This window comes from Rhodopseudomonas sp. RCAM05734, assembly GCF_052658035.1.
In genome coordinates this window covers 5,934,295-5,946,660 of the sequence record NZ_CP199742.1, presented here as the reverse complement: position 1 = coordinate 5,946,660, position 12,366 = coordinate 5,934,295, and the positions used below count along the sequence as shown (strand labels likewise).

The window sequence follows — 12,366 nt, the reverse complement described above, 5'->3', positions numbered from 1 at the left end:
ACTGCGGACGCTACCTCGATATTCTCCCAGAGATTCGACGACGACGTCAGGGGCCATGGCGATTTCTCAACAAAAGTCTGGCCGCGCCGTGGCGAGCCGCGAAAAGTTGGCGAGCCCACGTCCGCGGGCGAAGCAATCCAGAGGCTGCGAGCGACGACTGGATTGCTCCCTCGCAAGAGCTACCAAAATGGCGGCGTGAAGCATCCGCGAAGCGACCGCTATCGCCCGGCAGGTTTCTTCTTTCGCTTGGTCTGGGGCCCAATGCTTCCCGTCACGATGTCATCGTCGCTGGTCCGCCGCGCAGCGCTACGCGTGGCGGAGCCGGACGTGCTGACCGCCGTTGTCGGCGTCCCGGCCAGCGGCGTCACGATCGTCGTGGAGCGTTGGTCGATCTGAAAGCTGATATTCGACTGTCTTGTTGTCGACGTATCCGCCGGCGCCACCACAAAGGGCGCCACTGTCGAGGTTTCTGTCGAGCTGGCCGTCGTCGTTGTCGGGGGCGTCGATACTGTCGTTGCTGGCGCGGGAGCGGCGTTCACCACGAGATTGGCGCCGGTATAGGCGATGGCATAGTTCGGGTTGCGCCCGTTGATCAGCGTGCCCTGCGCGATCGCGTAGGCACCCGCCGCCGAATCCGACGCCGCAGCGGTGACCAGGCTGCCCGACAGACTGTCGCCGTTGACCAGCCCGCTGCCGCCGACCGTGTAGCTCAGCGCCGGATTGGCGTCGCCATAGGCCCGGCTCTGCGCATCGGCCGTCAGGGTGATCGCCCGTGCCGTGACGGTGAGGTTGGCCGCGGCGTAAGTCAGCGCATAGTTGCTGTTTGCGAGGGTACCGAGCGTGATACCGTAGCTGCCGACACCGGTTGCGGCGGTGGCGCTGCTGGCCAGGCTGCCCGACAGGCTGTCGCCATTGACCAGTCCGCTGCCGCCGACCGTATAGGTCAACGCCGGGTTGGCATCGCCATAGGCCCGGCTTTGCGCATCGGCCGTCACCGTGATCGCCCGCGCCGTGACGGTGAGATTGGCTGCAGCGTAGGTCAGCGCATAGTTGCTGTTGGCGAGGGTGCCGAGCGTGATGCCATAGCTGCCGACGCCGGAGGCGGTAGTGGCGCCGCTCGTCAGGCTGCCCGACAGGCTGTCGCCGTTGACCAGGCCGCTGCCGCCGACCGTATAGGTCAGCGCCGGGTTGGCATCGCCATAGACCTTGCTCTGCGCATCCGCCGTCACCGTGACCGCGCGCGCAGCAATGGTGCCGGTTGTCGCGCCCAGGGTGTAGCCATAGACCGTGGCGCCGCCATTGGTGGCGGAGGTCATCGTCAATCCGTTGACGGTGACCGTCTTGCCGGTCCCGGCGTTGGCATTGTCGTAGGCTGCCGTCGTGTAGCTGAGGCCGATCACGTCGCCATCGAGGCCGCTCGCGGTCGACGCCAGCGTCGCGCCGGTGCCGCCGTCATAGGTCTTCGAGACGGTGGGCGTGACGGTCGGGGCCACGCTGTAGAGGAAGCCGTTGCCGGTGGCCTGCGCCACCGCTGTCACGCCGTAGATCGCGGCGTATTGCTTGAACGCGTAAGCGAGACCGCCGCGGCCGTCGTTGGATGGATCCGCCGAGTAGACCAGCCAGCGGCCGTTGGCGGCCGAAACCGCATCAGCGCCGCGCTGATTGACGAAGCTCGATCCCGCCAGCGTCACGTCGCTGCTCGTGGAGGACACGGAGCCAGTCGCGGCGATGGTCAGGCTGCCCGCAGCGGAAAGCCGCACGGCGTCCGCCACCGCAAGCGTCTGGTCGACGGTGAACGCGCCGGAGGCCGCGATAGAAACGCTGGTCCCTCCGTTTGCAGTCAGCACGCCGCCCGGCGTCGAGAACACCAGATCGCCGGTCGGCGTGATGCCGATCACACTGGCGAGCGAGGACGCCACCGACGACAGCGTGGTCGCCGCGGTGCGCACGGTCAGCGTATTGGCGTTGAGGTCGAGATTTTGCGTCGGGTTGACGCCGGACACATAGGCGTTGGACTTCACCGCGTTGCCGGCAATGTCAACGAACAGGCCGCTGCCGATCGACGTCGAGCCCTGCGGCAGCAGGAAGTAGTAGTAGCCGTTAGCGCCGGTTTGGATCGTCGCCAGCGCAGTGCCGCTGAGCGTGCCGGCGATGGTGGCGCCGGCCAGTGCCGCCCCATCGGCCTGGTAGGCGATACCCGACACCGCCTGCGGCGTCGAGCCAGCGGCAAACTGCCAGCTCAGATACGGATAGAGCCCGGCGCCGGTGCTCCAGACCGAGCTGCCGAATGCCGTGGGAAGGATGCCCTGCAACTGCGCCGTGGTCAGGCCGATCCCGCCGCCGGCCGCCGCCGAGATGCCGGAGGTCTGCGTGTCCCAATAGGAGTTGGAAATGACATTCGGTACGGTGGAATTGTTGCCGCCAACAAGGCCGCCGACAGCGACGGTGCCGGTGACAGTGCCGGTGGCGTAGCTGGAATCCACGGAGCCGGTCGGGCTGTTCAGCCCGACGAGCCCTCCGGAGTTGGTGGTGCCACTCACCGCGCCGGTCGCATAGCTTGCCCGGATGGTTCCTGGATTTTGGCCGACCAAGCCGCCGATGCGATTACCCGTCGCACTCACCGAGCCCGTCGCATAGCTGGTCTGGATGGTTCCTGTATTCGTGCCGACCAGTCCCGCGGTATTCTGGATGCCGCTGACGGTGGCGGTCGCGTAACTGTTGGTGACCATGCCGCCATTGGTGCCGGCCAACCCGCCGGTGCTGTTGATCCCGCTGACCGTGCCGGTTGCGTAGCTGTTGGTCACCAGGCTGAGTGCGGATCCCCAGCCGAGCAGGCCGCCCGTGGCGGTGTAGCCGGTCACGTTACTGCTGGCATGGCTGGATTGAATCAGGCCGGTGTTGAAACCGACCAGCCCGCCGGCGTTGACCCCATCAGCTGTACGTGACTGCACCACGCCGTCGGTCACCGTCGTCGAGATGATGGTTCCCAGCGACGCCACGGTGGCGCTGGCGAAACTGTTCTGCACGACCCCGCCGTTGAGCCAGCCGACCAGCGGAGCAACGTTGCTTTTCGCGGTGAAGGTGCCGCCGACCACGCGGATGTTCGAAACGCTGGACTCCGCGCCATTCACGTAGCCCAACAGACCTACCCACGCGAGGCCGGGCGCGTTGATCGTCAGGTCTGTGACGGTGTGGCCGAGTCCGTCGAACCGCCCGGTGTACTGAGTATCGACATCGTTGCTGCTGTTGGTGCCGATCAGCGCGCGGGTATAGGTGGGCCCGGCGGCGCTGAGGTTGGTGGCCAGCGCGTAGTTGCCGGACAGGCCGGTGCCGTACTGCGCCAGCGCGCTGCCGTCGATGGCGTCGAGCGCATCGATCGCATCGAGCTGCGCCATCGTATAAACCAGCGTGTAGGTGGTGCCGTTGAGACTGAACGTGCCACCGTGGTCGATGGCGCCGAAGTCGACCGAGGCATTGTTGCCGAAGGTCAGCCCGGTATTGGTGATGCCGGCCTGCGCGGTGGCATTCAGCGCCAGGCCGCCGGCGGCGGTGATGGCGATCGGCGCGTTGATGACGATGGCGCCGGCTGCATTCAGCCCGAGGACGGTTGGCGCCGACCAGGTCAGCGGCGCCGCCACGGTGATGTTGCCGGCCTGCGTGCCGCCGGAGCCGGTCGTGATGGTCACATTGGCGGCGCCGAGCGCCGTCATCAGCGTGGTCGCGTTGATGACGCTGTCGTTGCTGGTGGCATCGAAACCGCCGGTATCGGCGCCGTTCGAGATGATGACGTTGTAGGGATCGAGCAGCAGCGTGCCGAAGCTGCCATGAGCCGCCGAGAGATCGGTGAAGCCGGTGTAAGCGAGCTGCGCCTTGCCGGAGACTTCGGCCTCGCCGCCGTTGCCGGACGATGCGCCGCCGCGTGCGGTGATGGTGCCGGCAAAGCGCGTCGGCTGGTCCGACCACAGCACGATGGCGCCGCCATTGCCGCTGGTCGTTGCGTCGGCGCGGATCGTGGTCTGCGCATCGACGGTGAGCGTGTGGGCGCGTTGCAGCGCCCCTTCGCCCTGGCGTCCGCCGCCGATGTTGATGGTGCCGCCACCGGTCGCGCCGGAGGCATCGATGCTGGCGCCTTCGAGCGCGATGGTATGGCCGGTCACCGCGATGGCGCCGCCGCTGGCCTGACGCGAGGTCGCGATCAGCTTGCCGGAAATGTTGACGCCGCCGCCGGCACCGCCGCCGATGAAGATCGCGCCGGTGCGACCGCCGATGGTTCCCGCCTGCACCAGACCGGAGATGTTCACCGCATTGCGCGCCGCCTCGCGTGCGGTCGCGGCACTGATGATCACGCTGCCGCCATCGGCCTTGATGGAGCCGGCGTTGCGGATCAGCGCATTGGTGCCGCCGGCCGCGGTCGGCAGCGCCACCTGCAAAAATCCGTCGCCGGAGAAATCCAGCGTCGCACTCTCGCCCGAGCCGAGCCCGACCTTGCCGAGCGGCACGAAGATGCTGCCCGCGTTCGACACCGTGCCGCCGATCAGCGCGGCATAGCCGCCGCGGCCGACCGTAATGGTGCCGGCATTGCTGACCTCGGCGGAGGCGCCATTGCCGGTGAAGCTGCGCTTGCCGCTGAGGAAGTCGGCATCGGAAATGCCCAGCGTCGAGGCGACGAAGCCGCCGCCGGTGTTGACCGTGCCGGTCGAGGTGATGGCGATGCCGTTGGGATTGACCAGATAGACCTGACCATTGGCGGTGAGCGAGCCGGCAATGCTCGACGGCGTGTCGCCGGTGACGCGGTTGAGCAGCGCCGACGTACTGCCCGGCTGCTGGATAGTCACCGCCGCGCCATGGCCGATCGAAAAGCTCTGCCAGTTGACCACCGCGCTCGGGCTGGTCTGCGTGACATTGAGCTGGGTCGATGAAGGCGATGCGATCGCCACCCTGCCGGCGGCGACGCTGCCACCGGTCGGCAGAGTCTGCGCCAAGGCCTGGCCGATCATCAGGGAGCCGGTCAGCGCGGTGGTCGCCAGCATCACGGCACGTTGCCGGGTATCGCGGCGGGAGGCGCACGCGTGGGAGAGGCTGGCCGGTCGTTGCATCGAACTATTCCCTGGCGTCTAGAATCTGAACGCCGTCACGACCAGAAACCGGTCAGCGGCAGCGACGCCGTCATTGCGCGTGGTGCGCGCGTATTCGAGTGCGAGCGAGCCGTTCGACAGGGTGCCGGGCACGGAACCACCGAAGCGGACGCCGCCGCCATAGGAGGTCGCGGCAATCCGCGCCGCCTCCAGCGCCGTCGGCTGCTGCAAATTCACTTCGCCGTAGGCGCCGAACACGTAGGGCGCGGCGACGACGCCGACCGCGGTGGTCGGCAACGGCACGGTCCAGGGCGACGAGACTTCGCCACGCGCGACATAGCCCTGATCGCCGACGATGCTGCCGGCATCGAAGCCCGACAGACTCGACGTGTTGGCGATGCCGATCTGCTCGCTGCGCAGCAGCGCCTGGCCGAACGAGGTCTGCGCCCGCGCGGTGACCTGAACCGCGAGATGATCGTACAGCCGCTGGGAATAGCCGAGCGCAGCGTCGAGCTTCTGGAACGAAGCGTCCGCGCCCTGTCGCGACAAGGGCAGCAATGCGCTTGCGCTCGCCGCCGAGCGCGCGCCGAGCGCATCGAGGCCGAACGAGCCGGTGACGCGGCCGGAGATCGCAGCGCCCCACGGCGTCAGCACGTCGCCGTCATTGGTGAAGCGAATGATGCGCAGCTTGTCCTGCGACAGCGCCACCGGATCGCCGCCGATAAACAGGCTCTGCACTTCGTCCTGCGCGTCGAACGACACTTCGCTGTTGAAATTGGCGGCGCGCCCGCGCAGCCAGGCGTAGCGCAGCCGCAACGACAGCCGCTGGAACGTATCGGTGGTCTGGATGCCCTGCACCGCGCGCGGCGTGGTTCGTGCATCGGTGCCCTCGGCGTTGAACGTCAGGCCATCGACCCACAGCGGCACGATGACGCCTGCTGCCAGACCGCGGTTGGTGGGATAGCGCTCGAAAAAGCCGTTGCCGCCATCGAATTCCGGATGCCCGTTGGCGCGCAGATAGATCAGCTCGCCGAGACCCGCAATGCTGTTGAAGTCGACGCCGGCACCGACCGTGGTGCGGCCGAGCGCCGCCGACAGCGCGTTGTCGAACGTCAGAATGGCGCTGACGGGCTGGTACTTGGCCTCGATCACCAGCACGGTGGCGCCCTCGCTCTTCCCCGGCGCCAGCGTCGAACGCAGCAGCGTGCCCGGCGTATCGCCGGCCAGCAGCACGCGGCGTTCGAGTTCCACCAGCGTCACGCCGCGGCGGCCGACCAGCGGCTCCACCAGGCTGGCGATGCGCGAACGCACGCGCTCCGGCACATCCTTGAGTTCGATCCGCTCGATAAAGCCATCGACGACCGTGAGTTTGAGGCGTGCACCGTTGGCGAGATGCTGCGGCGGCAAGACCACACGCACCAGCACGTAGCCCGCCTTGGCATAGGCCGCTTCGAGATCGCGCGCGGCGGCGAAAATCTCCGCGCCCGACACCGAACGCCCGACCAGACGACGCTCCAGCTCGGCGGTCGCCGCCGCCAATGCCGGCAGCGCGCCCTTGATCTGAACGCCGGAGATCCTGACGGAGAGTTTTTCGGCGCCGCTCGGCGTGGCTAAACCGCCGCCACCCTGCAGGGCGAAGCCACCCTGTCGCTCTAAACTCGGTCGAAAACTTGGTGGGGTAATTTGCGAAGCTGTCTGCGCTTGCGCGACAGCAGGCAGCATTGCCAAAAACGCGATGAAACCGCGCAAGCTTTTCGACAGCACGAAGTATCTGCTTTCTGCGCTCCCGGAAAAATGGAGCGATGCTTTTACACGTGAGACACAAACGACGAAGCGAGAATCAACCTAATGATTCTTCCTGCGTAAGGTAATTTTTAACCATTGACCAGCGCTGCCACGCGGCGATCACAGCTATTATTAAAGATCTAAAACCGTCGCTGCACGTGCAAAACTCAGGGAGCATTATTCATCAGGCGTGCGGTCGGATGCTTTGGCGCGTGCTTTTGCCGTCGATCGGTCCGCTCAGAAAAGTACTTGGGCAGAATCTCCATAGGAGCGAAAATCGCGGTCACAGTGGCTCGGAGGGGCGCACTGGTCAGGCGATGCGGGGGTGACGCGAACACCGACGGCGGATGGAGCAGCCTTGAACAGATCGAACAGAGCCACGCCGGGCGACGCGATGTTAGCCCTAGTTTCAAGGCCTAAAAGTCATCGAATGAGAAGCGCTCTGACGAAATAAAAGAGATCCATGCACCGGAATTGCTGCGCTTTCTCTGCTGTGCTGGTCAAAGTGATGCCGCTGCTCGCTGCGCATCTGTCTAATGCAACTATTTCTGTGAGAGCAATGGTGCCTCGGGCGGCTAGGTGTCTGGTCCCGGAGTGTGGGGGAATCAGCCAAACTGCCCCTTCATTCTGGGAGGGGTTATGGGACAGATACTCCATGGCAGCGCCACGACCACGCACGCGATCCGAGCGGCAATACAGCGATCGAAGGCTCCGCTCAAAGAATTAGCCGCGCAGCACGGCCTGAATCAGAAGACAGTTGCCAAGTGGCGCAAGCGGACCTTTGTCCAAGACGCGCCGATGGGCCCGAAGACTGCGCGCTCCACGATATTGACGGCCGAGCAGGAGGCGACGGTCGTCGCCTTCCGCAGGCACACATTATTGCCCCTTGATGACTGCCTCTATGCTCTGCAGGCGACGGTACCGCACCTGACGCGGTCATCCTCGCACCGTTGCTTTCAGCGCCATCCATTCGCTGCGACGGCAAACGTTATCAGCAACAGCAGCCTTACTTCGTAACTTACGATCTGGAGACAAATCACTTCGTATTTGAAAATCCCGGTGGAAACAAACTACCCGGTGAGATCATCGCGGAAAGTGACGCAAGACTGGACCTCAGCCTGAGGGCCGACGGCGGGCGTATTCTTCTTTCCTTCAATCGCAAGCGCAACGTGATGACGTGGCCGGGAATGCCCGCCAGTGAACTGGGAAGGGCTTTACTGCAACACGACTGCACGGAGGTCGCTGGCAGAACGATGCTTTCAGCATTCTGGCAACCAGAGCAATTTGATCCTAAGCGTCTCGACCCGGTGGACGCCTTTTCGCTAACCTGCCCCGGCCAGTACGGACAATATTTCGTCACTTTGGACCGCTCCACAAGAACGGTAGTCCTAGAGACCCAAGCTTCCGACCAGACGATGTCAGGTAACATCGCTGGGATCAACGATGGCTCAATTAGATTCGGGGTCGCTGGTCGCTCGGGCCAATTTGAACTTCTGTGGGATGATCGCACGCGAATGCTTACTTGGATTGGCGTTGCAGATAGTGCGGCAAGGCCGACAATTAGTCACGAATGCAGCGTCACAGGGCCTCGATCAATCATGGAGTCTTATGCCCAACTAGCGCGCTGGCGCCAAATGTGACTGCGGTCGTTCCCGGCACTTGGGGTCATTTGCGTCGTTTTCAAAATATCTGCAGCCGTGCACTTTTCCGGCGCGAGAAATAGCACTGCCCCAACCGACGAATTGGGATCTCAAATTTGTACGGCGGTGTTGAAGCGACCTGCTAGCAACCAGTGCAGCGCCTACTCGAATGTGTAGCGCATGTCCGACCTGACACGCTTTGGACCTAAGATCGATGTCCGCCTTGACTCTGCAATGTGCCGGATAGCGGACATGGATTGAGCTCGCCCATGAATGCCGATTTATGGATAGCGCCTCAACTCAATTTCCACTTGAGTTTCGAAATTCTGCTTAATATGGTCGGTAAACGGGTGTGGCGCTCACTTCGGTAGTTACCCCCAAATGGGAGGCTGGCGTTGACTAATATCTGCAGCAAATCATCGGATCTCGCGTGTGATTTGCTGCCTATAGGCGTTGTGGGGACAGTGTTGTCACGATTCTAATGGCGAAGTTTCTCCAAAAAAGTGTCTATTGATGAACAAAGGCTTGGCCGCTCTTATTTCGCTGGGGCTTCTGGGTATCGCAGCCAACTACATCACTCTTTTGAATTTTCATTCAGAGCAGGACACTTGCAGCTTTGGCCCGGTATCAAATGCGGAATATCGCGATTATCTGGCTAAGGCGCGCAGTCTGTCGGGGATCGTGACATCGTCGCTTTCGGCAGACGACACTTCGACATCGGCCAATTTTACAAAATTGTTTGAAGCGCTGAGCTCAGGCAAGTCGGACGTCTATTCGCGGCTCGCAATAATGCACGCGGCGCTGCGTTCGTTAGGAGCAGAGTATCGTAACACGAACGGCACGTATCCCGATCAAGGGAAATCCGACCCGTTCGTCGCAGCAATGAACGGACTCGAAATTGTTGCGTTTAATTACGTTCTCGATGTGTTTCGGATCGGGGCAGTATTGCCTTGGCCACGAGACGCTTGGGTCATCGGGGGGCTTGCGGGTCCGAGATACTACCGTAGCGTTGGCCCTGCTTATCCCAAAATGCGTGGCGAGTTAGCCATAATCTTTCATGGGCCAACATTGGAACGTCCATATCGAACCGATATCGAGCCCAAGGGGATCTGTCCGCCAATTCCAAGCGGGGAGATCGCCGAAAACTTCTCTCTATTAAGAAAGTAGCAACGGAACATGGCCCTACGAATCCTCGCTGGAAGCGAAGCCGGCGTTCAGCGACTATACTGGCGCTGGCCATATGTATCTTGTTCTCCGAGAGCTGATACAGGAAGAACTTGAGTCAGATGAGTCACCTGTAGAACGGCCGCAAATAAACTCAGATGCCTCTTTCATTTTTGGGGCCTCGAATGGCGGGAGCTATAACCGCTTCCGCATCGATCAGGGCAACCACGTCGGTCATCTTCATCGACCGGTCGATCAGGCCAGCCGGATCACGCGGGGCATGCCAACTATCTTGCAGGCCGTCGCGAAGGAGGAGAATACGGGGTGGGTCTTCGCCACGGCGACGATAATCTCATGCATGCTCGCATGCGAGGTTTCAGAGAGTATATCGTTAGGAACAACTTTGGTGCCGAATACTACGGCCGGGCCGAGCCGACGGATGCCGAGCCTGCTGCTCGGCCGACGTAAACACGCCATTCTTCATTTCCCATATCATATCTACTAAAGAAGAGCGTCAGAGACCGACGTGAGTTTTTCTGCGCGGTCCAGCAGGTCGTTTTCGAGAATCTTGTGTGGAGGCAACGATCCGAAGTTAGCGACCGAGCGTGATCTGGAAGGGCTGGCAGATTGACCATTGGTTGAGGTACCTTCACGCGCGCCGTGCGGGAGCTTAGCCCGTTCTTGGCACGAAAGCGACGAAGCCAAGCGGTCCGACAATGTCCGGTGTTTAGCTCACAGCGACTGTCGGATTTCTGAGATGTCCGGTCGCTTTTTGACCCAAACGCAACATCGTCACTGGAGCGGCAACGTCCCACTTGCTACCGTTCCAGCAATAGGCAGGGACTTCTTGATGTGGGATGCACCAATGATGCATGATCTATTCGACCGATGGGAACGGGTTTGGCACGACAGTCAATATGACCTAATCCCAGGTTGCGTTGGGCCGAACTACATCCGACACGATGAGAATGGCGACCGTACCGTAACTCGGGAAGCCTATGCGGACGAGCTTGTGACCGTTCACAAAGGCCGTCCAGGTATTCGCGTCGTCGTGTATGATCACTCATTCACCGACGACCGCGCGTGGTTCCGGTTTTCGTTCCAATGGCTTGACCCGACGACTGGCGAGAAGCAGAGCCGGGCCGGAATGCAAAGCTACCGCATCGAGGATGGCAAGCTGGTCGAGACTTGGATCACAATGCGACCGCTTGGCACATCGTGGACGGACGTTGCGCAGGATCGCTGGACAAGCCCTAAGAACTAGAGCAACGCCAAAGGCGTATGTCGCCTGTTGGCACGAAAGCGACGGAGGCGAGCGGTCTGACAATGTCCGGTGTTTGACGAAAAGAGGCTGTCGGAGTTTTGGTCAGTCCGGTCGCTTTTGACCAAAATCGGAAGTCGCGCAGATCGTCATAAGGACACCTCATCACACTTCGGAAGCGATCGTCCCAGCAGAGGAAGCGCCGGATAGCGTCTCGGCTTCAAATTGAGGCTCCCCGCCCGCTTCGAACTCGCGCGGCCGATCAGCCCTGTTTTGCCAGTTTCAACATCTCGTCGAGCCGTGGCGTAGCAAGGCCGTCGAGAAAGACGGCAAGCGACATCTTGCCGAAAGCGTACGCAACTTCGGGGGTGCCGGACGCCAGCCGACCCTCCGCCACCGCAGTGCGGAACGCGGCGGGGCTGGACGCGGCGAGGCCGACATCCGGCGCGGATCGCAGGGTACCGACAAGGCTGTCGAGTACAATGCATCCATAGAAGAGTCGCGTGAGCAACCGGGTCACGCTCAGCCGCGCACGCAATTGGCGGTTCGGTGTCACCCCGAAGGTTGCTTCCAGCAGCGCATCTTCCAACTCCGGCGTTTCCGCGAGGTCGGTTGTCAGAATCGCGACGTCCACCAGCCGATCGTTGCGGGTTGCCAGCTCCCAATCAACCAACCACACCCGTTCGCCATCGAACAGGATGTTGCGTGGATTAGGGTCGTTGTGGCACGAGACCAACGAGGATGTGTCCCACGAGAGCGCAGCCCAGATACGTGCAAAGCCCTCAGCGTAAAGGTCCAGTTGTCCCTCCGTGAAATAACTCGATTTACCAAGGCTGCGCAACAGACTCCCGATCACATCTGGATAGTCGCCAAGTATCGGAAATGGCGGCGTCGCCTGCACTTTCGAGATGAGCGCGCCGAGTGCGCGCACCATACCCACAGGTCCTCCCGGATGCTCCGAAAGCGGTCGCCCAGGAACAAAATCCATGATGGCGACACCAGTAGACGGATCACAGTACTGGACGGGCGGCGCAGCGCCCGCAGTCGCTGCGGCGACCATGCATGCGTAACCTCGCTGTCGGTCATGTAGCGCGACGCGCTCTGGCTCGATCCGCAGAACGTACGCTCGTTCATGGACCTCAAAACGACAGATCAGAGCGCCCGAAACGCCACCCGTAAGCGATTGGAAATCGCTCACGGCACTTGCGCCGAACGCGGTCCGGATAGCTGTGCGCACCGCGTCGCGCCGCGTTTCCGGTATCATTCCCGATTTTTGCATGAGTCGTCCGAATGCTGATGAAGACCCACACGCTATTGCGCGCAAATCAGTCAGTTCCAATTGGGTCAGCGGGCGCAAGAACCCGAAACCCGCCTCTCATTCAGGACGAAATGTTCACCGACCGGCAGCCTCCGAACAGAGGTTGACGTTATGTGATGCGCG

At 62.3% G+C, this 12,366-nt stretch carries 6 protein-coding genes and 1 pseudogene; 4 read left to right on the top strand and 3 right to left on the bottom strand.

Annotated features, from left to right (window positions below; all coding sequences use genetic code 11):
• Nucleotides 1-218 precede the first annotated feature (218 nt).
• Complete coding sequence (locus ACUXVA_RS28300; protein WP_445489495.1) at nucleotides 219-5,096, bottom strand: beta strand repeat-containing protein; 4,878 nt, start codon at nucleotides 5,094-5,096, stop codon at nucleotides 219-221.
• Nucleotides 5,097-5,114: 18 nt separating this feature from the next.
• Nucleotides 5,115-6,839, bottom strand: coding sequence for a ShlB/FhaC/HecB family hemolysin secretion/activation protein (locus ACUXVA_RS28295; protein WP_265082599.1), 1,725 nt, complete (start codon nucleotides 6,837-6,839; stop codon nucleotides 5,115-5,117).
• 660 nt (nucleotides 6,840-7,499) lie between these two features.
• On the opposite strand from ACUXVA_RS28295, the pseudogene ACUXVA_RS28290 reads away from it, so the two are divergent.
• From ACUXVA_RS28290 to ACUXVA_RS28275, 4 genes and pseudogenes are all read left to right on the top strand, one after another.
• A pseudogene (locus tag ACUXVA_RS28290) lies at nucleotides 7,500-7,826 on the top strand (IS481 family transposase); the annotation flags it as partial.
• On the top strand, nucleotides 7,811-8,500 hold the full coding sequence (locus tag ACUXVA_RS28285) for a hypothetical protein (RefSeq protein ID WP_445493392.1): 690 nt from the start codon (nucleotides 7,811-7,813) through the stop codon (nucleotides 8,498-8,500). The pseudogene ACUXVA_RS28290 and the gene ACUXVA_RS28285, both read left to right, overlap by 16 nt.
• Nucleotides 8,501-9,013: 513 nt before the next feature.
• Complete coding sequence (locus tag ACUXVA_RS28280) at nucleotides 9,014-9,667, top strand: hypothetical protein (RefSeq protein ID WP_445489492.1); 654 nt, start codon at nucleotides 9,014-9,016, stop codon at nucleotides 9,665-9,667.
• A gap of 754 nt (nucleotides 9,668-10,421) precedes the next feature.
• Nucleotides 10,422-10,928 (top strand): nuclear transport factor 2 family protein, encoded by a 507-nt coding sequence (locus ACUXVA_RS28275; RefSeq protein WP_265082603.1) that lies wholly within the window; start codon nucleotides 10,422-10,424, stop codon nucleotides 10,926-10,928.
• A 259-nt stretch (nucleotides 10,929-11,187) separates the two neighbouring features.
• On the opposite strand, the gene ACUXVA_RS28270 is transcribed toward ACUXVA_RS28275, so the two are convergent.
• Nucleotides 11,188-12,189, bottom strand: coding sequence for a phosphotransferase (locus tag ACUXVA_RS28270; RefSeq protein WP_445493365.1), 1,002 nt, complete (start codon nucleotides 12,187-12,189; stop codon nucleotides 11,188-11,190).
• Nucleotides 12,190-12,366 lie beyond the last annotated feature (177 nt).

What these genes read in the sequence shown, in the direction of transcription:
- ACUXVA_RS28300 (WP_445489495.1), bottom strand. Translation starts at nt 5,096, where the DNA reads ATGCAACGACCGGCCAGCCTCTCCCACGCGTGCGCCTCCCGCCGCGAT.
- ACUXVA_RS28280 (WP_445489492.1), top strand. Translation starts at nt 9,014, where the DNA reads ATGAACAAAGGCTTGGCCGCTCTTATTTCGCTGGGGCTTCTGGGTATC.
- ACUXVA_RS28275 (WP_265082603.1), top strand. Translation starts at nt 10,422, where the DNA reads ATGTCCGGTCGCTTTTTGACCCAAACGCAACATCGTCACTGGAGCGGC.
- ACUXVA_RS28270 (WP_445493365.1), bottom strand. Translation starts at nt 12,189, where the DNA reads ATGATACCGGAAACGCGGCGCGACGCGGTGCGCACAGCTATCCGGACC.